This is a genomic window from Nitrosomonas sp. Nm84, from assembly GCF_003201565.1.
Taxonomy (GTDB): Bacteria; Pseudomonadota; Gammaproteobacteria; order Burkholderiales; family Nitrosomonadaceae; genus Nitrosomonas.
In genome coordinates, this window is the sequence record NZ_QJJP01000022.1 from 12,677 (window position 1) to 36,935 (window position 24,259).

Here is a 24,259-nt window from a genome sequence, read left to right on the forward strand (position 1 = left end):
TTAGTGTCCTCCGTGAGTGGTGGTGCCAAGGCTGAGATCTGCTGGCTGAATGTGCACGATGATATATTCACCGGCTGATTCCTCGGCGATTTCGAATGCAACCTTTTGCCCGGGCTTTAATGAACGAAGTAGCGCTGGATCAGAAACGCGAAAATCCATTATCATTGCAGGCCATTGAAGACTAGCAATTGGGCCATGCGCAAGTGTGACAGTTGCATGCGCAAAATCCATGGCATTGATGGTTCCTTCGCCACGATGAGTTTTTGACGGCGATGCCTTAACAAACGAGCCAGTCTCAGTTTCTTTTTTCTCGTCCGGTAGCTGGTGGCCTCCATGACCAAAACCACTCAGAACCGCCTTGAGATTACTTTCTGCATCAATCAGGAAATTAGCTTTAACCACAACGGTTTCTCCAGCATTAATTCCCCCCAGCACCTCAGCATAACCGTCGGCATGCATGCCCAGCTTTACTGTACGCGGTTCAAATCGGCCTGCGCCGAGATCCACCAATACCACCCGGCGGGTGCCAGTATCCAGTACGGCTGAATTGGGTATTGCCAGTACTTTGTCTTTACTGTGGGATGAAGCAAATTCCACACGTGCGTACATGGCAGGCTTCAACAGGCCATCGGGATTGGGAAGTACAACACGTACGATGGCAGTACGCGTCTCCGGAGTTACCGTGGGATAGATGAAAGCGATTTCACCGTTGAATACTTTGTTTGGATAAGCTTCCACTCTGATTGTGGCCACCTGACCTTGATGCACCATTCCAAGATCCTGTTCAAATACGTCAGCTAGCATCCACACGCTGGATAAATCCGCAATCTGATAAAGCACCTCTCCAGGCATAAAGCGCTGCCCCATGACAGCCTTCTTTTCCAGTACCACACCGTCAGCTTTAGAGCGTAGTGTCATATACTGCCGCACCTCGCCGGTTTGCTGCAGGCGTTGTAACTCGGTTTCCGCAATATCCCAATTGCGCAGTTTCTGCAATGCGCTGGCAACCAATCGCTGCATAGAGGCCCGCACATCGGAATCGCTATCAGCGGTGGATTGCAACCCCCTTAGCGCGATCAAGTATTCTTGTTGTGCTGTAATCAAATCAGGACTGTATACATCCATTAACGCATCGCCTTTTTTCACTGCCTGACCCGTAGTGTTTACATAGAGCCGCTGAATCCAACCCTCAAATTTGGTCACTAATGTGTATAATTTTCTTTCATCTGCCTGTATCGTTGCTACGGCCCTGATAGTGCGAGTCAGTTCACGTAATGTTGCGGTTTCAGTAAGCACCCCTAGCATTTGAATCTTTTCGGTACTTATTTTTATGATAGTTTGATCCGAAGGAGATTCTTCTCCCTCATAAACCGGCAAATAATCCATTCCCATTGGATCTTTTTTGGGTACCGGGGAAGTATCTGGCAAACCCATTGGATTGCGATAATATAAAATCTTTTTCTCAGTACTGGCTGTTTCAAATATCGCAGTACCAGAAGATGATTGTGATTGCGTAGTACCCCACCAATAACTTGCAAACAAAGCAGTTGTAATCGCAACTCCAACCATAATTAGTTTAACGACGGATTTCATAGGAATCTCCATAATCGGTAACAGTTAGTGCTGCTTCTTGCCAGCCAGTAAATCAATCTCCGCCACGGCTTTGTTGTAATTCGCCATCGCGGTGATGAGACTGGTCTCGAAATCAAATACTGTCATTTGATTATCCAACAAGGTCAGAAAATCAACCCGGTTTACCTGGTAAGCAGCCAATGCGGATTCAACCGTCAATTTCGCTTGTGGAAGAATGGCAGTCTGATAGAGCTTGACCGATTTCAGGCTTTGCTCAGCGATGGCAATTTGCTGACGCAATCTTGCCGTAACTTCATTACTTTGTGCTTGATACAGACTGACTGTTTGATCACGCATTGCCTGTGACTCCATGATGCGAGGCTCAATTTTATTGCCGCGCCATACGGGCAGATTAACCGCCACAGTCATACTGACCATGTCATCGCGTCTCGTACCGTCCATCATGTTATCTCGCTGGCCATAAGAAAGTCGCACATCGAAATCCGGATAATAGGCCCTGCGCGCTAAATCAATGGATTTCTCATTACGTGCAATCAGGCTTTGCAATGCTAGCAATTGTGGGCGTTGCGCTATCGCTTCTTGTTGAAATGTTTCCAGATTAAGGGGCACTTCTTGAATTTGTAGTGGCACCGGAATCGGAATTTCACCTTTCGTGTTGCGCCCTAAGGTGCGAATCAGTTCCGCTTCCAACACAGGCTGTTCGCGTGCCAATATTAATAATCTGTCCAGCATTCTTGATACTTGTGTTTGTGCTTTCAGCACGTCCGCCTGACTGCCTTGTCCAACTTGGTAGCGTTCCTCAGCAATGCGTAGAAAACGTTCGAGTGTTTGTTTATTTTTTTCAACCAATTTGATCGTTTCCAGCGTAAGCCCGAGATCAAAGTAAGCTATTTTAAGATCGTGCACAACGCGATTAACCGTTTCATGATAGCCCTGCTCAATGGCGTCGGCATCCTTGGCGGCAACATCCTTGCGTAAGCCGCGCTTTCCCGGAAAAGGCAAACGCTGGGATAGACCGATCATTTTCATGGTCATATCCTCGCGGTTGAACGGTGAAGATGCCAGCGGCGCATTGATCACACCAGCCTCAAGCATGGGATCATCCAAAGCTTCCGCTGGCGATATTCTCTGCTGAGCGGCTTCACGTTCTTGATACGCAGCCTGAATCTCCGGATTATTTTCCAGTGCTTCTGCAATCAAACTCGGGAGCAGCGTCACGTTGTGGGAGTGGGATGCTGCTAAGGTTTTCTGCGGAATAGACTGTGCAAAAATTGCTGTGCCAGCCTTGTTTAAACTATCTTCCTTCCCCTGAACATTTGCCGGAAGTGCGGTAACAGCAAGCACTAACGCAACAATTCTGCCGGGAATCACTGCGAACTCCTAATGGAACTTTGCTTACTCAATTTTACGATGACGTGATCAGAAGTTTCTTTTTGAAGTAAGAATTCAACGATATCACCTTCTTTAATTTTGTTAATCAATGAACGTTCTTTCAGGCGAAAGGACATAGCCATTCTTGGCCAATTTAGTGCAGCGATCGGGTCGTGATTTATTTTTATTGTGGCGTTGGATTGATCGACCTGCAGCACCACACCCCTTGCAGAAATGAGATTGGAAGAAACAGGTGATTCTTTATTGGATATTTGTTCCGAGCTGTTGTGTGTGTGATCAGTAGCGTCGGATGCTAAATTAATTGGACTTGATTGCGTGATCCGATCTGCAAGTGACAGAGCAGACATACAGGCAAGGATTAACGACAGTAGTAATTTAAAAGAAAATGAAAGAAACATACTAACCTCCTAGCTTGTTGTATCACCAAAATTATCAATATAGTGATAGTCAACTAATGGTAATAGCTTTCGACATGGAAAAGTCTTGCGTAGCAATTACTTTGACGCAGGATTAATCCGAATTGAGATTTCTTGCCAGAATTACAGGCGGATTTTTAAAGGGAGTTAGCTAGCGGAGGATGTTGCGGCTGTTCGGGTACAAATGAAATAAAACTTGGACTCAATGAAGCAATAGCGGAAGTGCCGTTAGTTTGCATAACAGCAGTGTAGCCAGACAGGATCGGCGTATTACTGTATGCGTTACAAGAAGAAGTATCATCGCACGGCAGACTTGCTAACAAATGATCGGTTGTATTATCTGCTGTTTGCTTATGACAAGCATCATGATGATGGTTGTCGATCATTGCCGTTGATTTGCCATAATCACTATTGAAACTTTTTTCCTGTACACAAACTGATAAAACAGCCGCTACTACGGCTTGCAATGGCAGCCATAGCATGAAAAAAACCAATAGCCATCTACATATAGATAATTTCATCTTTCTATTATAAGCAGCTTCTAAGATTTTTGCTCAAAAAATAGATTCTATTTCATAGAGCAAATGTTATTTAATCTCCACAGTCATTTTGCGATGGGAATCGGCCATATCCAGATTTGCTTTTGCAGCTTGCTCATAAGCACGGATTAAGCCCTGGCACATTGATTCCATATCTAGACCTTGTCTCCCGTAGTATTGGCTTTCTGCTTGATATTGTTTTAACATTTTTTGATGCTCATCCACTTTTGCTTGCATTTCTTTTGCAGTATCTTCATAGTGTTTAGCAAGTGCATTATGGTCAGTAGGAGTTTTTGCATTCTGAATAGCCCGAGTCATATCCATTGGGTGTGGATTCATTTGTGCACAGGAAGCTAATAAACTTAATAAACCAACAGCAATTAAGATTAAGATTTTGTTTTTCACAATATTTCTCCATAATAAAAATTAATATAGCCCAATAAAACCATAATACTACTATAGTTATAGATCTTTGCACGACAAAAAATAAGACAAAGTTGATGAATGATCTAATTTAGGTGGATTCAAGGATGAAGTGGAATTTTATTATGAGCTTTTCAGATTTTGATGTCGCCCGCCGCACGCGTAAAGATCTCATATCGTAATACCTAATTTATAACCTCGAGCTTTAGTTATTTTCTCTGCTTTCCATACTCCCATTATTTTCGTTCTGAAGGATTCTCTGTATATTCATAACGATCAATTCTTTTATCAGTTCGCAGGATCGCCTTTAATTAAGGCATAAGTGTTTTTAACATTACCTGTGCCTAACATAAGCTTGTTATTCGCAGCCTTTTCCACGGAATTTGTGGATAACGCATAGAACTGAATTAATCCAGATAAGCGTCAGGTATTTTATTGATTTCCTTGATAAAGCGATTTTCTAGCCAGTCAGCCCATTTAGCAGCTTTGGCAATCAGATCAGCTCGATACCTTGCATTATGTTTTGGAGTACGCGAATGATAATTAGCCGCTCTTGTCCAGATGTCGCCTTTATCATTTTTGATATGTAGCCGCACACGCCATGCGGCCAGATCAAAGGCATAACAACCCGGATTTGCTACATGATCAGGCGTGATGCCATATTTGGATAAATCCTGAAGATAAGCCGTATTAAATTGCATCGAGCCAACATCATGCGTGCCGTTACTGTTACGCACCCATTGCCCCGGTTTACCACTTTCTTTTTCGGCTATCGCCAGTAAGATATTGGCGGGTATTTCATACTTGATGGCAGCAGTGATGGAACACACTACCCTTTCTTGCACATCCGGCGGCAAATCCATCATCGAGCGAATCGCTTAAATACCTTATCCATCATTTACCCTCTCCTCGCGAAATATTGTTAATACCCGCAGATTCCTGGGCCTGGCCTTTTTCAATGGCACTCCGCAAAGCATCCGTTCCTGCACTTCTTGCTGCCGTCAGCCGACCGGCTGCCAACGTGCCACCATAAGACGCAACAGCTGCGGCGGCACCTGCCGCTGCCATAAAACCACCGGCGCCATAACTACCAATTCCGACAGTCGAGCCTATGCTACTACCCGTTATAATGCCAGCCAGCAACAGCGGCAATCTAGAAATCAACACAAAGAATGCAATCGTAAAAATAAGCATAACCGCCAGTTCTTCATAATTCAGAACATTTTTACCCATTTTGGCGTAGAAACTGGATAACAGGTCACTACCAATACCAACAATCAGGAGCATTACAAATAGCTGAATACCAACACCCAGAACTGTTTTAAAGTAGTTTATGGCGATGTCGGATGTCCAACGAGCGCCACCAAAGCCTAAAAAGAAGATACCAGCATACAACAGTACCCAGGAGGAAATTAGCAAGAGCAGCATGTTTACTGCAATAACAGCGATTACGATCAAGATGATTAAAGATATGATGATTGCAATCAAACTGTCTATTGGTTGCATCAATGTTAGGTTACTTGTCGCCTGATTCCAGATTAAAACACCTGTATTCATAATACTGGAATAACCTGTGTTGCCAGGTAAGCCTGCCGCGCTATTACCTAATTGCTGCATCGAAGCTATAATGGTACCCGCAATATTGTGGCCTGATACGGCATTAGTCAGCAGCCAGAAGTAAAACCCTGTAAAAATTATAAAACGAGTGAACTCAGCAAAGAAATCTCCTATGTCGGCTTTGCGTAACAGCATCATGCCAAATGTCCAGACCATTGAAATCAGCACCAACGTCCAGAACAAACGCTCAGCAGCAGACTGTATGATGTTTTGCCAGGATTTTACTTTTCCAGCAAACATACTGGTCACCTGGTCCAGCACACTCAGATTAGTCGCTGGATCAATATAGGCCAGTTCAGCAAATGCCCCTCCAGAAAGAAACAATAGAAAAAACAAGGTTATGAAAACAAATTGTATTTTATTCATCTTATTTATTCCATTAATTGTCTTTCGCATGAGAATCGCTTAAGCTCACATTCAGTTATTTTGTTGCCTTCCTAGCATTATCAGGATCAGATGCATCCCAGACTATCCCAGGTGGCATTTCACTTAATTCTTTCTTAGGCTCCTTCAATTCAATCTTGCCATCGCCATCCTTATAACACCCTGACAACAGTAACAAAGACAATAAACAGATAACAGCAATATTCAAATCGCTCTTTTTCATCATTTTTCCTCAGATTAGTGTTTTAAAAAGCATCCCTGACAGACCAGTTTCTACCAACTGGCAATATTTCAGGACTCAGTCGCTTGGTTGCCGCCTCACGCGCAGCCTGCTGCATGGCCTTTTGGTCTACCTCGGCCTGACTTAGCGTATTGGCGGCATTATGCTGAGCAATCAGCATTTGACGCATTTGCAGCAACTGGTTTGCCTGGTACGCGGCCAGCTGGTTGGCATATTGCAGCGCTTCCATTTGTCCCTGAGCCGACTCGGTTCTTTGTTGTAAGACTTGCAGGTGAGCAGCATCCACTGGAATCTGATTCTGATGTTCGCTTAAACCCCGCAAGAGGGAATCATTGGCGTTTTTTTGTGCGTCAGTGCTGGTATTTTGTCCATCCTGTAACAGTTTCCAGGCGGAATCGTTGCATTTTTCCTGCAAATTAAAGCAAGGCGAGCCTCGATAGTATTCAACATTGCGAAACCGCTGCATATAACCATCCAGCCCACCATACTGCTGCTCATAATAGCGTATGGTATTGGTCAGATAGAGCAACCGGTTCATCGTATATTGCGCTTGCGCCCATACATAGGCAGGCGGAGCCAGCGTATTGCGGATCATGTTTTCATATTGCTGCAATTGCGTTTGATACTGCTCGATCTGCTTCAGCGTTTGCGCTACATTCTCAATGGCAGTCGTTGTGGTTTGTTTGATATTTGCCATATCAATGACCGCAAGACCGCCTGCTTTGATATCCGATGAATAACCGACATTACCCAGAATAAGCAGGATTGCTATCAACCGGGAGACTATATTTTTACTGTTTGTCATGTTCAAACACTCCTTGCATTAATAATCAAATGATTGATACGGTTTAGAAAACTTCATGTCTTTGGTCACAATGATGTTAAAGCGATACCCAGGTCTGATTTCAAGCGTGGGGGATATATTCAGGTTTTTGCGAATGAGATTGGCGGTTACCAATCCCAACTGCTGACCGAGCGATTGGCTCATGATGCTACCGGCATTTTGCCGCCCGAACGCACCACCTGCATCACGTTGACTGTACGTGGCACCGGCAACAATCGCCGACATGATCAGGGCTGATCCGAAGATACGCAGATAATGGTTATTGACCAAATCCTTAAACCCAGCATAACCCACCCCGTCAGCTCCCGGCATGGCACCGATATCCATGGTCTTGCCATCCGGGAAGATAATGCGTTGCCAAGCGACCAGCACACGCGCCTGACCGAATTCCACTTCACTGGAGTAGGTGCCCACCAGTCTGGAACCTTGCGGAATCAAGCGCCATTTACCGATGGGTGAATCATAAATATGCTGGCTCACCTGCGCCATGATCTGCCCCGGCAGACTGGAATTAATACCGGATATCAACGTTGCCGGTATCACAAATCCTGTTTGCAGGACATAAGGCGATGCAGGCTTTTGGACTTCGCTATTTAATTTCCAGCGCGCTTCTCCTTCTGCTGAATCAAAACGCGAATAATCCTTATCCCGTGTACCAGTCTCGTCATCCAGCAATCGAGGAGCGCCATCGTCCATGAATTCATCACTTCTACTCGCTCCCATTCCTCCGGCTACACTTGATCCCCCATCCTGCCGCAACTGCGCCAGGCGCGCATGATAGGCAGCCGTTGGATCTTCGCGCAGGTTTGCATCGATCTGTTGACGCACTGATGCCAATTTAGCCAACATTTCCTCGCGCGTTTTAGGTGCACCGGTATTGGCTAAATCCGGGGATGATCCGGTACTTCTGGGTGCAATGACATTCACATTGGTTTTGGCCTTGATCGCTTCTTCCAGTTGCTGGCGTTTCAGCATCCGAATATGCGCGATGTCGGCATGAAACGATGAATCGGTAGTATCCATAGAGGGCGGCAAAGGCGGTCGATCCAGATCCGATGGCCGTTCAATAATAATTCCCTGTAGGGATGCTTTTTCGGTTAAATCAGGAGTTTTATTCTGAGTTTTGGGTTCGATAATGCCGCCGATATAATCTTTGGCAATCAGTGAGGCAAAGGAATTGCTCGACTGTGTATCATGATTACCATCAAAATCGTATTGACCGCGTTCAGCTGCGCGATTCATGGCAACAATCATCATAAGCAACATGAATATCAACATGATCGTGCCAAAGATAACAATTGGCAGGTTATTGACACGCCGCACCCCAACGCTTTTGGTAACTACATCCGGGGATGAATCAGGCGACAGGAGTTTTGAATTGGTCGACATCACTCTTCCCCCCTTATTCTTTTCTGACCCAAAAACCGGCAGGGTGGATACTGTCGGCCTGTACCGCAAATGCACGCGATAAGCGCATATCGTCAATCATGAGTTTGACATGATACAAATCACCCGATTGATCTAAGATGTAACTTAGCGTGAGTCCTTTTTGCGGCTCAGTATCAGGTTGATGCTGCACAGCAAAGATTGGTTGTTGAATGACTTCCTGAACCGCGAACCCTTCAAGACGCAGGTTTTCGATCAAAGCGTTGCCAAACGGATCATTAACCACATGGCGTAAATTAAACTGCGTATTGGCCGCCGGGTACAGCCGCACTATTTGGGCCGTCACGTCATCAGCCATGACTTTGCTGTATGTGGTTGAAGGATTTTGAATAAAATTGCCATACGGTTGGCTTACACAACCATTCAATAGCAATAAAACCAACATGAGAATAAAAATAGCGTTGGATGCGGTGATCATTTTATTCATCATCAATTCCCCCGCGTAATCGTCACCCGGCTTTGATTGCCGCCGACACCGGCAATCAAAATAGCTTTGTCAAACACGGTATCTACAATATAGCGATCGCCCTGCAAGCGGTAATTCACCATGACCGTTTCATCTTCACTAAAAATGCCGCCTTCTTTGTTCAACAGTAGCAAAGTCGGCGCTTCTGTCTGTGCCATAATGGCAGGCATTTGTATGATGGTTTTTTGACCGTCGTTATAAACACGCAACGGCTTCCAGGTAGCATCGCCAGACACTGCATACGCAAAATCCAGATTGCCCAGATATTCCCCGGTTTCAGAAATGGTGCGCGATTTCCTGATTCCCATCGCATGGCTTTCTTTATCTCTAATCGCATCCCATTTAATCAGCGCATCTTCCGGATAAGTAAAACTCACTCTCGGCATAAAATCACGCCGATGAGATCGCAGACGCATGTGATAGGTGCGCCGGTTGGTGGTCACCACCAGGGATGTTTCCAGTCCCACATCCAATGGTTTTACAATCAAATGCTGCACCTCAGCGGAACCTTGGCCGGTAACCGCCGGTTCAATCAACCAGCGCGCCTGGTCACCCAAGTGGATGGAATTAACCTGCTCACCCGGCTGCAATTCAATATCGCATACCTGCAATACTGCACAGACGATGCTGGGTTGCTGTGAACCAAACAGAAAACGAATGGATCCATCCGGCCCTGCGACCGGCTTTGTGCCGCTAGGATTGACTGCCTGCCATTTCTTGGCCAGATCAATGGCCGCGCGCTCCTGTGGGGTTAGTTGCGGGTTCTTATCGGTGAAATACGCTTCTGACAATCCATTGGCATAGCTTGGGGCAACCAGTCCAATGGAGAGAATCAACGTACTTAGGGTGCTTAGCGTATTTAAAGAGAGTAACGGTTTCATGATGAGTGACCCCTTTATGTTTGTTTTGACCAGGAGAAATCCTGGATATAGATACCCAGCGGGTTATTTCTAATCTGTTCTTCCGTCGTGCTTTGCGTGGTCGGCTTGTTATAGATCCTGAGCAAAGCACGCATCTTGAAGGGTGGCTCGGTTAAGTGCCCTTGCCGGTCATAGACTTTTTCCAACCAATCCACCTGCCAGGTCTCCGGTGATTGAGGGATCACCGATATGATTTCAACATTAACCGTTTGGGTTTCAGCACGTTTGAAAGGACTGCTGGCCTCACTGCTATTGAACCATTCGTTAGCTTTTGCCGTTGCGGGATCGTTATTGGATAGCATGGCATACGCACGAAAGATGGCGCGCCGTTGCAAGGCAATATCGGGGGTCACCATGCGCAAATCATTGATGAATGCTGCCACGGACGCATGCACCACGCGCTGATCGGCCACAGCAGCGATATCCGCACGCGAAACCGCGATGGCTTCACCCAGTTTATTGACCTGCACGACATAGGGGATGAATTTGGACTGGCTACCGATGACAATCACACCACCTACTCCTGCCAGCGCAATCAATAAACAAAGAAGTGCTAGCATTTGCCACATAGTGCGCGAAGCAATTACTTCCCGCATATGATCATTCCAGGTGCGCCGTGCTGACAGATAGGGATTTTCATTTTCACCCGAGCGGCGACCACCTTCCATCCTACCGTCATTGACACGCATAGTTTTATGCGCACCCGGCTTTAACTTGAATAGTTCGTTGATCATATTCATGCAGCCACTCCATAGTCAGATAACGTTAACCCTTTTATCGCCAACCATTCGTGAACCCAGCGGTCTCCATACTTGTCACACAGGTTCTTAATCGTGGCGATTGATTCCTTATCCGTAGATCCTATAAGCGCCAGTGCCAATGGCCCAAGCGCCAGGTCATAGAGCCGCCTGCCGTTCTCAGACACGGTGTAATATTGCTGTTTGGGAATTGCAGAAGCCAGAATCTCAATCTGGCGTGAATTTAAACCCATGCGCCGGTAGAGTGTCGAAGCCTCTTCATCGCGTGCAAATACATTAGGTAGAAATATCTTGGTGGCGGTGGACTCAACAATCACATCGAGAATCCCGCTGTTGGCTGCATCCGACAAACTTTGCGTTGCCATCAATACTAAGCAGTTATTTTTACGCATGACTTTCAGCCACTCGCGGATTTTGGCGCGAAATACCGGGTGACCCAGCATCAACCAGGCTTCGTCCAGAATAATGGCAGAAGGCTGACCATGCAGGCTGCGCTCAATGCGACGAAACAGATACAGCAACGTCGGCAGTGCGTATTTATCACCGAGATTCATCAATTCTTCGATCTCGAACGTGGTGAAGGTCGACAGATTCAAACCATCGGCTTCAGCATCGAGTAAGTGCCCCATCATGCCGTCGATGGTGTATTGCCGAAGACACTCGCGAATACCTTCATCCTGGATCGTCACTGACAAATCCGATAAGGTTTTTGAGCCGCTTTGATGCATGTTAGTAATGGCCTGGCTGATTTCGTTACGCTGTAACGGGGTGACGGTGATACCGTTGAGTTCTACCATCAAACAAATCCATTCCTGCGCCCAGGCACGATCTCCTTTGGTCTGCAAGAATTGCAAGGGACAGAAAGACAGCGATTCATCGTCTCCTGCCACGGTGAAATGCTGACCACCCACCGCTTTGGTCAACGGATACATCGACAGTCCCTTATCAAAGCAATAAATAGACATGCCCTGATAACGCCGCAACTGCGCGGCAATCAATGCCAAGTGCGTGGATTTACCAGCGCCAGTGGGTCCGAACATGAAGGTGTGGCCCAGATCACGTACATGCAGATTCAGCCGGAAAGGGGTTGCTCCTTGTGTGACACAGTGCATCAATGGCGGTGAATTGGGTGGATACATCGGACAGGGTGCGGATTCCTTGCCGGTCCAGATGGTATTAACCGGCAATAGATCAGCCAGATTCATGGTATTGATGAGGGGTCTGCGCACATTTTCAACACCGTGACCGGGCAGGCTTCCCAGATAGGCATCCATCGTGTTGATCGTCTCAACTCGTGCGGCAAATCCCAGATGATTGATGGCTTTCTCTACCTTTCGCCCGGCTTCTTCCAATGCTGCCCGGTCTTCCATCATCAGCACGACCACGCTGGTATAGTAACCTTGACCTACAAAACCGCTATTCGTCTCAGCAATCGCAGACTGCGCATCTTCAGTCATATTGAGCGCGTCTTCATCAATGTTGCTGCTTTGCAGGTTAAACACCTGATCGAAGAATCCACGAATCTTTTGTTTCCAACGGCGGCGGAATTTTTCCAGATGATTGACTGCTTCATGCGCATCCATGAAGATAAACCGCGATGACCAGCGGTATACACCAGGTAATTCAGAGAGCAGGTTTAACATGCCAGGGGAGGATTCGAGCGGAAAACCCTCAATCGATACCACCTGAACAAAATTGCGACCAATCTTAGGCACGACCCCGCCCCACATTTCCTGACCACCGAGCAAGGTATCCAGATACATCGGATTGGCCGGTAACACTATCGGATGATCCAGGCCGGTCACGCATAATTGCAACCACTGCAAGAAATCATCATGGGTGATGGTGGTATTGTCTTCATTGACCAGTTTGTGGCTTTTTAAGCGCGACAAATGAAATACGCTGGATAATCGGGATTCAAAGTTGGTACATTCACGCTGGAAATATTCCAGCAGCCCTTGTGTTCTGGCTTTTTGATCCGGAGCCTGGGTTTCATCATCAAACATCAGTTCAACGAACTTGCGCTGCGCCAGCATCGGCGGTAAGTATGTGAGTGATACGATAAAGCAACTCTCATATAGGGCGCCGATACGCTCGAATAGATTGCGCCGTTCCTCGTCAATGGCAGCGGTCACAGGATCAGGATAATTGGAGTGCGCTTTGTCTGAATAACCTTGTGCGGGTTTTCTGATGGCATCCACATGAATCATCCAGCCGTTGCCTAAGCGGGATAATGCCTGATTAATGCGAAATGAAACGCGCTCACGCTCAATCTCGGTACTGCTGGCGGTATCATCGCCACAAAATACCCAGGCAGCCATCAATGAACCGTTCTTGCCGACAATCACGCCATCTTCCACCACCGCCGCATACACCAGCAGATCGGCAAAACCCATTGCTTTGGATCGATGTTGATCCAGTCGTAATTCTTTATCCGTATCACGGATACGGATAAACAGTATCAGAAGCAGCACGGCACCGCACACTGCAATGAGGATGGAAATGGCGGCAATCATAGATGCTGTTTCTCCTGCTGGCGGGTATTGTCATAGAAGGGTGTACTTCGCGCCGGATAGTATTTTTTGTATTGCATCTGGCGCAGGTAAACATGACGTAGCTGCGGATCATTTTTAGCCATCAGTCGTAGTGCAAACAGTGCAAAAATCCATAGGGCTATGCCAAAGAGCGTAGCCTTGATTTCCATCGCCACAAAGATGGAAGTCGCTGCAATCAGGATAGAAAACATAACCAGTTCCCGATCACCCCCCATAAACAGATTTGGACGGTTTCCCGATTGGCGGATCGGTATGGTTCGAAGCGCCATGAGTTTGCCTCCTATTCCTGTGAATTTACGACTGATTCCTGGATTTCACCCGGAATAACCGCACCCTGAAATAGATTGGTCATGATGTTGTTGGCACCCACGAGTAATGCCATAACCAGCACGATAAAAATCAATGTGCGGAAAAAAGCATTGAGCTCGCCACCAAAGATCAGAATGCCGCCTGCAACGACAATGCCGACAATGGATAGGGTAAAAGCAACGGGACCGGTGACGGAGTTTCTGAGATTAACCAACCAGGTTTCATAGGGAAGCGCACCGCCTGCACCCACAGCCGCTTGTGCGTTATCAACCGACAAGAAAAACAAAAGGAAAACGCATAAAGAAACAATGAAGAAGGGTGAAATTGAAGGCATCATTTTCATTGACTGACTCCTGTTATTTATTTACAGCTTCTTGATTTGGTAACTTCCTCTTTTAAAACCTTGTACTTCGATAATCTGCTGAATTTTTCTGCCATGCGGTGTGCGCGTGATATGTACCACCATATCAACCGCCTCTGCGATTAATGGCATAATTTCTTTCGGTGCTGAAGGATTGCGTGAAATCAGGGATTCCAGGCGGGTTAGTCCTGACATCGCATCATTGGCGTGCAAAGTTGCGGCACCACCTTCGTGCCCTGTGTTCCAAGCATCGAGCAAATCCAATGCTTCAGGGCCTCTTACTTCACCGACCAGAATGCGATCTGGGCGCATACGTAAGGTTGTTTTGAGCAATTGCGTCATATCGACATCGAGTGTGGTGTGATACTGAACAAAATTCTGTGCGGCACATTGAATCTCGCCGGTATCCTCCAAGATGAAGATGCGCTCATCCGGGTCACTGTGAACCATTTCATTGATGATGGCGTTGATCAGGGTTGTTTTACCTGATCCGGTGCCGCCAATGACTAGAATGTTGCGGTGCTTGCGCACAGCCTCTTTGATGACATCAGAGTGTCTGGGCGACAACACGCCGGTTTCCACATACTGCTCAAGCGTAAAAATCTTGATGGCTTTTTTGCGGATAGCAAAGGTGGGGGATGAAACAATGGGGGGTAGTTGACCGGCAAAGCGCGAATTATCAAGTGGAAATTCACCTTCGATCATCGGGTTGAATCGATTCACTTCCTTACCGTGAAAGCCTGCTACCGTTTTGATAACGGCTTCAACCTGGGCAGACTGGATATTTCCGATATGTTGTATCTTCTGACCCAATTTCTCTTGCCAGATACGGCCATCGGCATTAACCATGATTTCAACCGTATCAGGATCTTGCAGTGCGGACAGTATTTCCCGTGCATCGCGCTCCAGCTTGCTCTTTGCTCGATCTTTAACGGTTGTGATGAGAGGTAATTGATCTTGCGATGTCATGCGAGTACTCCAACAACTTACACACGACATTACAATATAACGTAATTACATTTTGTGCAATACTTTTTTTACTGATTTTTATTTCTTTGCTTATTTCTTACTTTTATTTTTTAATAAGAATGCTCTGTTCTTTTTATCCCATTGCTCGACTTGATAAGCTTCAAACTCACTCAGTACACCCCCTTTCCAGACAAAGCCTTTAGGCAAATGCTTTAGCTTTCGATTGGTTAATGCTTCAAGATCAGCCGCGCTCATATCCGAACTATCCAATAGCATCGGCAGTGGGGTCTCGAGTGCTTCTGCGATCGCTTCTATAATCCTGAGTGATGGATTGGCTTTGTCATTGGTCAGATCAGTAAAAAAAGAGATGGAGACCCCCGCCTTTTCTGCCAATTCTGATTTGGTCATATCCTTCTCGTCAAGGATACGCAAAATATTTGTGATTAAGATTAAATTGTACATATAATAGCCCTGCCATTTTTAGGGTTTAAGCAGCTTAACTAATCAGCATCATTGTTTTGCAGGTGTATTGCTGCTATTTTAATCCAAAATAAAAACACAAATTCATTAATTCAATGGAGGGCTAAATAATAGTTTCGTTATATACATAGTTTATAGATAATTATTAATAATAGGATTAGAATAAGAATCAAACTTTAAAATAATTACATCATTGATTTGTATTAATATACTTAATATTAATAGTTACCTTAGAATGCTATGAATAGAGGGTGGATGAGTAATTGATGGAAAATCTGGAGAATCAGAAAACGTAAGCCGTTTTCTGATACGAGAGATTAAGCATTCAGTAATAAACTGAACAAGAAGAACAAAAATACAAAAGTGCAAAAACAACTTTTTTGCGCGGTTTTTATTTGTTGATGACTGCATCCATAGTTTCTATCTTTCTAATCATAAAATGGTAGAATTATTTAATTCAAATAAATATTTTTGCCCAGTATAACGAACATCAGTTAAGCCCACGATTAAAATGACAGGAAGAAAAAAGGACAATAAAAAAGGGCTTGTTGCACCTATCGGCGCGACAGAAATTGACATCACGCTGATCAGCGAAGATATCCATCAACCCCGGAAGGAATTTAATCAGGAAACGTTACGAGAATTAACGGAGACGATTAAATTACGCGGCGTAAAATCACCCATATCGGTACGCCCCAATCCGGATAAACCGGGAACCTATATTATTAATCATGGGGCAAGACGCTATCGCGCCAGCATTCATGCCGGGTTAACAAAGATTCCGGCATTCATTGATACCGATTACAGTGAAGCGGATCAGGTAATCGAGAATCTGCAAAGAGATGATTTAACCTCCAGAGAAATCGCTGACTTTATTGGGCGGCAACTGGCAGGTGGTAAAACCAAGTCTGAAATTGCCAGGCTCATTGGCAAAACCAATCCCTATATCACCATGCACGCCACACTCCTTGATCTGCCTGATCCACTCGCAGATGTGTACCGGACAGGCCGTTGCACGGATGTCACAGCACTCTACGATTTAACGAGGCTGTATAAAGCCAATAAAGAGGAAGCAATCACTTGGCTGGCACTTAGCACACAAGAAGAGATATCACGATTGGACGTATACCAATTCAGTAAATTCTTAAAGCTAAAAAAAACGCCCCCATCTAATTCTGCGGATGATCGAGTATCCAATGCTGAGGGCAAATCGAATACCACTCCAGATAACAACAACGATCAGAAACAAAGTGCCTCGCCTTCATTGCTGGACTCTATTTACAATCTGATTAAGAAAGACAAACGCAAGCCACAGGATTTAATGCGTGATCTGTCTAACGATAATAAAGAGTTACTAAAGACTAAGATTAGCGATTATTTTGAGCAAGGCAGAAATTGCCCAAATATCGTTCAGTTCACGATCAAAGCGCTGCAAGATGGCAGCTTCTCAGCCAAGGGAAGCGGCGCACTGCAATTGATTGCTTTTTTGCACGGCATGGAAAGATCGGAGTCTTTTGATCTCATGAAAATACTGGAAGAAATCGCCGGACAACAGGAAGCAGGATAATTTAATCTTGCCAGTAATCCTACTTACAACTAATTTGAAATGACGACACCCGCAAAGCTACGAATGATTGTTATGAATGGCCAAAAGATTCTACAAACTCAAAATAATAATGAATGGGAAACGATTGGCACAATCAAAAAAGTAGAAGGAGGCATAAAGCCGGGTGTCTACAATATTTATTTAGCTAGAACACCTGTCGACAAAAATCAGTATGAAGGGCAAATCATTCATATTGATAAAGAGAACGCTATTTTTTATCAGCAGGTCAAGAAAGATTTTATTGTGCACCAATTAAAGGCTATTGATGGTAAACCAGTTGCTGGGAAAGATGTGGCCATTACGTATGATGGAGAAAAAGCCACATTAACTCTAATTGATACGCTTAAGAATAAAAGAACTTTGAAAATTTGACACTTAGTCACCAAAATAAGAATTTCGGCAAAAATACACCCAAGTTTTACGTGCCGCCAAATTTTCCAATAAAACCGTAATTTTATACTTTTACTGCCGGTTATGAAAGATTTCGATACATTTGGTGTTCTGGAGAATCACAATTAAGTGATTTATTTTTTAATTTTTTAATCACCATCGTAGTTTCTTTGCTTCCATAAGAAGCCGTTCTTGCACTGCTTGCGTATGGACTTGCGATTTCCTTGATTCTGCATAAAGGTTTAAATTGACCACTTCAGACTTATCTGTGTCATTTTGCTTGTCTGATTCACTGAAATCCAAGCTCATTTGTCGATTATCTGAATTTATTAATTGCGACATAGTAATCTCCATTTTTCGTAGTATAGAGGACTAAATTTACGACGACAACTTCTTATCTTCTAAATCTCTTTTAACTTCATCAAAATGCGCAACGACTTTTAATTCATATTCTCGGTAATCATCTAGATATTCAGGTATTTTCTTCTCCGCTTCGCGAACATTTATTTTCACTGCTTTACCAGTGTTATCTTTTCGTTCATCTGAAGATGTGAACATGTTTAAGTACTGCCTTGGCGCAACACCTTCAAAGTGCAGAAATTCAACCCGTGTTCTTGACTCAGCTTCATCGCCTAGTCCCCCGCGTTGACCATCCACATCGATTGCATCACCGTGCAATTCTATTGCGAGACTTTTTTCATAGGGCTCCAAATAAAAAACACGTTTTATACCCGAAGCTACGATATGTCGAGCGCAATTATGACAAGGAAAAGTGTAGGTAAACAGAGTCGCTCCTTCTGTACGTCCTCCCCCCTTGAATGCTAAGGACACAATTGCATCCATTTCTGCATGGATAGATCGTGAAAATTCGATTAAACCACCAAGACGAGTATCGTCATAAGCTGCATTAACTATATCGGAAGATAGTTTGGGAATTTTGATTTTTTTGAGAATATTCTTCTGCTCTTCCGTCGCATTGTTGTTAGCAAGATCATCAACAGCTCTACTAAACTTGGCACTGATTAAAGTTTCAATGTCTTTGATCAATCTATATTTATAAAGATCGTTGAAACATTTGGCATTCTCTAATTTTACACATCTAGCATCACTTTTTCCGTCCTCCGGACCATACAAGCCTCCACCAGCCTTTGGAACATCATTTCTACCAGTTGCTATAATTACTCCATCACTGTTCATTATCGACGCTCCAACCTGCCTAGATAAGCAAGCAGATCTGAGTCCGGAAGCATATGCTACATACATTCCATATTCTTCTTTTGTTGGTGAAATTCCATTGAAACCATGAATTAGATCAATCGCACGTTTTATCTGGTACTCAAGTGCATCAACATTTGCATGATCGTTTCGAATAAAATAATCTGCTAGTTGCAGAGTCTTATCTAGTTGTTGACCATTTTTTTCACGTTGTTTCCTATCCCGTTCAACTAACTCAGAGATAGAATTTTTAGGAATACCATCTTCTTTTAAACGATTCGCTCTTCGAGCCGAAGTGCTCAGAATACCAAATAGATAGAATAGATTCCCATATACTGCTCTAAGTAAAGTAACTTCGTCTTGATGTTTCAACTGATCAATTAGATATGCAGTACGAACTGGAATATAGTCAGTCGTATTCTCAAGTGCAGGATCGATTTTTTCTGCTCTAATTTCAGCGATTTGCTGTATAGCATATTCAGCAAGGATATCACTTTGAATATTACGTAATTCGTTACCAGCATCCTGTAATCTGATATATCTACCAGCCATATCCGAATTCTGTTCTGCTGAATGCGTAATGAACCCTTTTGTAAGGCAATTCTCTATATATTCACTTATCTTGATCTGTCGAACCTCATAGCCAGACGTAGATAGCAATTCAGAAAATTGTTCTTTAACAGTACGAATTCCACTGCCAATTGGTCCTGCAAAAGCAATTACTAATTCCTTTGATCTACGCTCAACAATGGCATCTCTTGGACGCTTCTTTCTGCTATTGGATTGAGATACCGCTTCTATAGAAAGAGTTTTCTTCTTAGCCACTGACATACTTTCACCGCATGCTTTTTAAGTTTAAAGAATAAAATTATTAAGAATCAATGGGATGCATTATATTCAAAATGTCAATTAACAATGGATATTTAAGCTTAACAGCCCACCCTGGCTCATTTATCTTATTAAATATTATCAGAAAGTTATGCTCTTAATGAGGGACAAAGAGGAATACTTCTCTTCTATTTCACTCTAGTGGTTGATCAACTATGACTCCTGCTCGATGTTTAGGTCTATTGATATTGTTCGGTCAGCAAGCTGTATTACTCTATGTGCTAATTCTTGAGACAATCCGGCTGTTCCGATTTCCAGCAACTGCAGAATGTCGATTAACTGAAATTCTTAATAATATTCCTTAATATAAGCATAAGCCCGATCAAACAGTACCTGATCTTTATGCAACTGATATTTCAGCAACGCCTTGCGTAACGATTTCTGCACTTCACGTTCGCCGGAAGTGGAATGCTGCCAACCGGGGAAACGCACCACACGCACAATCGCATCGATATCAGCAACAATCCGTTCCACGACAGCCGGTGTTTGATCGGTTTTCAGTTCTAAAAATAATTCTGTCAATGCTGCTTGCGGGGTTTTGTCCTGTAAGGCTTCTGCTAATTCTTTTTCTGCCTGAACCGTTTCCTTGGCGATTTTGCACAATTCTTTAACAAATTCAATCGAGCTGATCAGACCTTTTTCGGCTTTATCACGTAGCTCTTCCAGGCGTTCGCTGAGTTTTTTGAAAACTGGATAATCAGCATGTATCTGAAACCGCTTGATCAGCAGTTTTTCCAGTTGTTTGATTTTTTTGGGATCGGGGTGGTTGAAAATATCCTCAATCACATCGGCATCCAGCACATACTCTTCCAGAACATGCACGTCGCCGACATGAATATTTTCATGGATCAGTTGCGTAGTCTGGGCACCCAACGACAGCCACAACAGCTTGCCAATATTATCAGCAGCGGGTTTAACCGATTCATAGACTTGCGCCAGCCATTTGTAATCCTGGCTATAAAGATCCAGGATATTATCGGGTGATAACGATTCCCATAGTTTCGCCAGATACTTGAAATCAAGCGCAAAGGCATCTTTCTTCTCATTGGTGTTAATAGCATTCTGCGCCGCTTCTAAACCTTCAAACCCTTTCTGCGTTCTATCGACACCGGAAAAATGAGCAAGAGTCTCGCTCATCGCCTGCGGTAACTTTCCTCTTAACTCCGAAATATTCGTAATCACCTGCTTAACACTTTCTTCGTCAAATTCCAGTGCTTTGGCAGCATCATCAAACACGCCGAAGTAATCCACGATTCTGCCGAATGTTTTGTGTGGATATAAACGATTAGTTCGGCAAATTGCTTGCAGTAGTGTGTGATCTTTTAACGATTTATCCAGATACAGCGTTTGCAGTATTGGCGCATCAAAGCCGGTCAGCAATTTGGCTGTAACGATAATAAATTTTAGATCGGAATGGGCATCATTAAACTCATCGATAATTTTTTCCTGTGCCGACTTATCCACTGCCCATTTTTGTTTAAATTCAAACTTATCATTAGCTGACGTGGAAATCACCACCCGGCTGGCTTCAGCAGGAAAATGTTTATCCAGTTCTTCTTTGTATTGCACGCAGGCATAACGATCCGGTGTCACAATCATTGCTTTAAAGCCTTGTGGATCCACTTTTTCCTTAAAATGCACAGCAATATCGGCTACGATTTTAGCCACCCGTTCGGGCGATTTTAAAAACGACGCCATTTTTGCCGACCTCTGATTTAACGCATCGGCTTCTTCATCGGTCAGCGCCGCGCCCTCAGTAAACTCGGCAAAAGCCCGATCAATCGATTCCTTATCGACATGCACGTCCACCAAGCGTGGCTCGAAATGCAGCGGCAAGGTCGCTTCATCACGAATCGAATCATGAAAGGTATAACGTGACAGATAGCCACCTTGATCTTCTTCTGCGCCAAAGGCCCAGAAAGTATTTTTATCAGCCCGATTTACCGGCGTGCCGGTCAACCCAAATAAAAACGCATTCGGCAATGCCGCGCGCATTTGCCGCCCCAGATCGCCTTCCTGCGTGCGATGCGCTTCATCGACCAGCACAATGATATTGTCGCGCATATTCATATTCGGCTTGGCATCACGGAATTTATGAATCATCGAAATAATGATCTTGCGGGTGTCGCGTTCCAATAAAGTTTGCAATTCGCTGATGCTGTCGGTAGTTTCCACATTCGGCACATCGGCGGCATTAAAGGTACCGCTAATTTGCGTATCCAAATCAGTGCGATCCACTAATACAATCACCGTCGGGCTTTTCAATTCTGTGGTCCGGCGTAACTTTTGTGCCGCGAACACCATCAACAATGACTTTCCAGAACCCTGAAAATGCCAGATCAAGCCTTTCTTAATCCGTCCCTCGATCACCCGCTGTACGATTTTATTCGCACCTTCATATTGTTGAAAGCGCGGAATCACTTTGCTGCGCTGTTTCTTTTTGTTGGTAGTAAATAAAGAAAAGTTAAGCAGGATATCCAGCAAACGCGCAGGCTTGAGTAAATCGGTCAGCTCCTTGCCGATTTCCGCTAAACCGAGACTCTTGGCAATGTCGCCGCTATCCGATTCCAGCCGCCACGGTGCCCAGAATTCCAATGGGCAGCGAATTGCACCATAAAACAGCTCTTTGCCTTCGGTGGCAAACGACAGAATATTCGGCACGAACAATTGCGGCACTGCGTTTTCGTAGACTGTATGAATTTCATGCGCGCCATCCAGCCAACTGACCGAAGGGCGTATCGGCGTTTTCGCTTCACCGACCACCACCGGAATACCGTTAATCAACAACACAATGTCGGGGATTTTTGTTTCGCGGTGATGAATACGGAATTGATTGGTGGCAACATAGCGGTTATTGCTCAAATCATCAAAATCCAGCAAGCGAACTGGCACATGACGGTTGTTCTCGCCAAAAGGCATGGTCTTTTCCCCGCTCAGCCATTTAAAAAACTCCTCATTGGCTTTCACCAGGCCGATTTGATTCACCGAAATCAAAATCGCCCGCAGTTTGTAAATCACCTCGTCGGCCAATTCCGGGTGTAGCTGAATTTCCGGATTCAAGCGCAGCAACGCGGCTTTCAGTTCGCTTTCCACCAACACTTCATTGACACCGCGTGCTAACTCATCTGCCGACTGGTAAACCCACTGCTCACCATAACCCGCATTGAGATCAGCTACCTTGCCCGAGTTCAGATTTACACCGCTGATTTGGTGGATGATGTAATGCTCGACACTGTTCAGTTCGGTGAAGGCCATAGTTAGAAGATTTGGTTAATTAGCGATTTTTGAAGATTTCGAGAACTGACTAGAGAGTCGGCAACGGCTTTTATACAACTATCAAATCTTACTAATTCACGTGTAATTTCTTGTTGCCTTTGAAGATCAGGTACAGGAATTTTTATATTATTAATGGTGGTTAAAGTCAGCCTAGTAATAGCAGTCCCTGTCATCTGATTTGTTAAATTTAGATTTCCAATATCGCTATTTATGTATTGGCAAATATATTCATTAGATGTAAGTTTTGTATTAGCCCTTAGCAAACAAACGCTCGATAATAAGCTGACTTCTTCATCCAGGGTATTTAAAGTTGCAGTCCCAGTATTTGCGCCATCTTTAGTAAGTAAAACATCGCCTTTGATTGTGTCACATCGGTTATAAATTGAGTCATGAAAACTTTTATCAACATATTCATCCTCATTAAATTCAAGTCCATTCTTACGAATGTTCTTTGAGGTTACATACCTATATCGTTCGCCATTATTTTTATCATAAATGTTCTGTGGTGAAAGATGACTGCCATCTTGGATTTTCAGGCACAAAGCACCTAGAGCAACTTTTTTTACGTCTTTTGAATAGTAGCAATCATAAGAAATTCTCCTTTTTTTTACCTCAAGAGATTCTTTGACTTTCCAATAACGTTCAATTATTTCATCCATAGCCCAAAGCAATTCAGCCAATTTCGCTTGCTGGTGTTTGGGCGGCAGCATAAATTTCTGATGCTTGAGTGTTCCCCAGTTGATTGTCGGCGACAAAGAACCTACCGAAATATCAACCGCCCGGTGCATAAACAAATCTGAATGCAGAAAAAACGGAAACAGTTTTGGCTCGATAACGTCGGGATTAGCTCTTAATACCAAAGCATGGGCAGAACAAAAGCCATCTACCGTGGTAATGGACGCTTTGCGTTGATAGGCTCGCCGCCTACCAAATATCACATCGTCAGGATAGCACCTTAATTTTTGTCCGTTCACGTCATCCGGTGTGCCGGTGCGTTTGATATGAATGGATTCGGGATCAATATGTTCTAGTCCGATATAGACTTTTAAATCGGTATTATTAGGGTCAACTCGTTCCGAAATATTCTTGGCAATTTCATCAAAGCGGTAAGTTTTCCAGCCGTATTTATCCAGGTTCTTGAGATCAATTGCTTGCATGGCTTCCGTCATGG

General features: G+C 44.4%; 24 protein-coding genes. 2 read left to right on the top strand and 22 right to left on the bottom strand.

Features of this window, described 5'->3' with window-relative positions; all coding sequences use genetic code 11:
* The 18 genes from C8R34_RS11295 to C8R34_RS11380 form a co-directional block, all read right to left on the bottom strand.
* The gene (locus C8R34_RS11295) at window positions 1–1,593 is read right to left on the bottom strand and encodes an efflux RND transporter periplasmic adaptor subunit (protein WP_090318432.1); all 1,593 of its coding nucleotides are present in this window, start codon (window positions 1,591–1,593) and stop codon (window positions 1–3) included.
* Window positions 1,594–1,617: 24 nt separating this feature from the next.
* The gene (locus C8R34_RS11300; RefSeq protein ID WP_090318435.1) at window positions 1,618–2,964 is read right to left on the bottom strand and encodes a TolC family protein; all 1,347 of its coding nucleotides are present in this window, start codon (window positions 2,962–2,964) and stop codon (window positions 1,618–1,620) included.
* Window positions 2,961–3,383 (bottom strand): copper-binding protein, encoded by a 423-nt coding sequence (locus tag C8R34_RS11305; RefSeq protein ID WP_090318436.1) that lies wholly within the window; start codon window positions 3,381–3,383, stop codon window positions 2,961–2,963. The genes C8R34_RS11300 and C8R34_RS11305 overlap by 4 nt, the downstream gene beginning before the upstream one ends.
* Before the next feature lie 155 nt (window positions 3,384–3,538).
* Window positions 3,539–3,883 carry a hypothetical protein gene (locus tag C8R34_RS11310; RefSeq protein WP_090318439.1) on the bottom strand — a complete coding sequence of 115 codons (345 nt, stop codon included), beginning with the start codon at window positions 3,881–3,883 and terminating at the stop codon, window positions 3,539–3,541.
* Between the two features lie 105 nt (window positions 3,884–3,988).
* Window positions 3,989–4,345: a hypothetical protein gene (locus C8R34_RS11315; RefSeq protein WP_090318443.1), complete on the bottom strand. Its 357-nt coding sequence runs from the start codon at window positions 4,343–4,345 to the stop codon at window positions 3,989–3,991.
* 425 nt (window positions 4,346–4,770) lie between these two features.
* Window positions 4,771–5,229 (bottom strand): transglycosylase SLT domain-containing protein, encoded by a 459-nt coding sequence (locus tag C8R34_RS11320; RefSeq protein ID WP_090318445.1) that lies wholly within the window; start codon window positions 5,227–5,229, stop codon window positions 4,771–4,773.
* A 28-nt stretch (window positions 5,230–5,257) separates the two neighbouring features.
* On the bottom strand, window positions 5,258–6,346 hold the full coding sequence (gene trbL / locus C8R34_RS11325) for a P-type conjugative transfer protein TrbL (protein WP_090318448.1): 1,089 nt from the start codon (window positions 6,344–6,346) through the stop codon (window positions 5,258–5,260).
* A gap of 55 nt (window positions 6,347–6,401) precedes the next feature.
* Window positions 6,402–6,590, bottom strand: a complete 189-nt coding sequence (locus tag C8R34_RS11330) for a hypothetical protein (protein ID WP_256206170.1) — start codon at window positions 6,588–6,590, stop codon at window positions 6,402–6,404.
* A gap of 19 nt (window positions 6,591–6,609) precedes the next feature.
* A complete protein-coding gene (trbJ, locus tag C8R34_RS11335; protein WP_090318453.1) occupies window positions 6,610–7,410 on the bottom strand; it encodes a P-type conjugative transfer protein TrbJ in 801 nt (266 codons plus the stop codon).
* 18 nt (window positions 7,411–7,428) lie between these two features.
* Window positions 7,429–8,838: a TrbI/VirB10 family protein gene (locus C8R34_RS11340; RefSeq protein ID WP_110340759.1), complete on the bottom strand. Its 1,410-nt coding sequence runs from the start codon at window positions 8,836–8,838 to the stop codon at window positions 7,429–7,431.
* 13 nt (window positions 8,839–8,851) lie between these two features.
* Entirely contained in the window at window positions 8,852–9,325 is a 474-nt protein-coding gene (locus C8R34_RS11345) for a conjugal transfer protein TrbH (protein WP_258364474.1), read from the bottom strand.
* The gene (trbG, locus tag C8R34_RS11350; protein ID WP_110340761.1) at window positions 9,325–10,242 is read right to left on the bottom strand and encodes a P-type conjugative transfer protein TrbG; all 918 of its coding nucleotides are present in this window, start codon (window positions 10,240–10,242) and stop codon (window positions 9,325–9,327) included. Before trbG ends, C8R34_RS11345 begins: the two co-directional genes overlap by 1 nt.
* Window positions 10,243–10,256: 14 nt before the next feature.
* Complete coding sequence (locus C8R34_RS11355) at window positions 10,257–11,021, bottom strand: VirB8/TrbF family protein (protein WP_110340763.1); 765 nt, start codon at window positions 11,019–11,021, stop codon at window positions 10,257–10,259.
* A complete protein-coding gene (locus tag C8R34_RS11360; RefSeq protein ID WP_110340765.1) occupies window positions 11,018–13,555 on the bottom strand; it encodes a VirB4 family type IV secretion/conjugal transfer ATPase in 2,538 nt (845 codons plus the stop codon). The genes C8R34_RS11355 and C8R34_RS11360 overlap by 4 nt, the downstream gene beginning before the upstream one ends.
* Window positions 13,552–13,863, bottom strand: coding sequence for a conjugal transfer protein TrbD (locus C8R34_RS11365; protein WP_074721752.1), 312 nt, complete (start codon window positions 13,861–13,863; stop codon window positions 13,552–13,554). Before C8R34_RS11365 ends, C8R34_RS11360 begins: the two co-directional genes overlap by 4 nt.
* Window positions 13,864–13,874: 11 nt before the next feature.
* Window positions 13,875–14,246: a TrbC/VirB2 family protein gene (locus tag C8R34_RS11370; RefSeq protein ID WP_110340767.1), complete on the bottom strand. Its 372-nt coding sequence runs from the start codon at window positions 14,244–14,246 to the stop codon at window positions 13,875–13,877.
* A gap of 21 nt (window positions 14,247–14,267) precedes the next feature.
* Entirely contained in the window at window positions 14,268–15,233 is a 966-nt protein-coding gene (gene trbB, locus C8R34_RS11375; RefSeq protein ID WP_110340769.1) for a P-type conjugative transfer ATPase TrbB, read from the bottom strand.
* A 90-nt stretch (window positions 15,234–15,323) separates the two neighbouring features.
* Window positions 15,324–15,695, bottom strand: a complete 372-nt coding sequence (locus tag C8R34_RS11380) for a helix-turn-helix domain-containing protein (protein WP_110340771.1) — start codon at window positions 15,693–15,695, stop codon at window positions 15,324–15,326.
* Between the two features lie 529 nt (window positions 15,696–16,224).
* Here C8R34_RS11380 and C8R34_RS11385 point away from each other — a divergent pair.
* Together C8R34_RS11385 and C8R34_RS11390 are read left to right on the top strand one after the other, a co-directional pair.
* On the top strand, window positions 16,225–17,280 hold the full coding sequence (locus C8R34_RS11385) for a ParB/RepB/Spo0J family partition protein (protein WP_110340773.1): 1,056 nt from the start codon (window positions 16,225–16,227) through the stop codon (window positions 17,278–17,280).
* A gap of 39 nt (window positions 17,281–17,319) precedes the next feature.
* Window positions 17,320–17,691 (top strand): KfrB domain-containing protein, encoded by a 372-nt coding sequence (locus tag C8R34_RS11390; RefSeq protein WP_110340775.1) that lies wholly within the window; start codon window positions 17,320–17,322, stop codon window positions 17,689–17,691.
* A gap of 171 nt (window positions 17,692–17,862) precedes the next feature.
* Here C8R34_RS11390 and C8R34_RS11395 read toward each other — a convergent pair whose 3' ends face one another.
* The 4 genes from C8R34_RS11395 to C8R34_RS11410 all read right to left on the bottom strand — a co-directional run bounded on the left by C8R34_RS11395 (window position 17,863) and on the right by C8R34_RS11410 (window position 24,257).
* The gene (locus C8R34_RS11395; RefSeq protein WP_110340777.1) at window positions 17,863–18,051 is read right to left on the bottom strand and encodes a hypothetical protein; all 189 of its coding nucleotides are present in this window, start codon (window positions 18,049–18,051) and stop codon (window positions 17,863–17,865) included.
* 36 nt (window positions 18,052–18,087) lie between these two features.
* Window positions 18,088–19,755, bottom strand: coding sequence for an anti-phage dCTP deaminase (locus tag C8R34_RS11400; protein WP_110340779.1), 1,668 nt, complete (start codon window positions 19,753–19,755; stop codon window positions 18,088–18,090).
* Between the two features lie 345 nt (window positions 19,756–20,100).
* On the bottom strand, window positions 20,101–23,067 hold the full coding sequence (locus C8R34_RS11405; protein ID WP_110340781.1) for a type I restriction endonuclease subunit R: 2,967 nt from the start codon (window positions 23,065–23,067) through the stop codon (window positions 20,101–20,103).
* A gap of 2 nt (window positions 23,068–23,069) precedes the next feature.
* Window positions 23,070–24,257 (bottom strand): restriction endonuclease subunit S, encoded by a 1,188-nt coding sequence (locus C8R34_RS11410; RefSeq protein ID WP_110340783.1) that lies wholly within the window; start codon window positions 24,255–24,257, stop codon window positions 23,070–23,072.
* Between the last annotated feature and the right edge of the window lie 2 nt (window positions 24,258–24,259).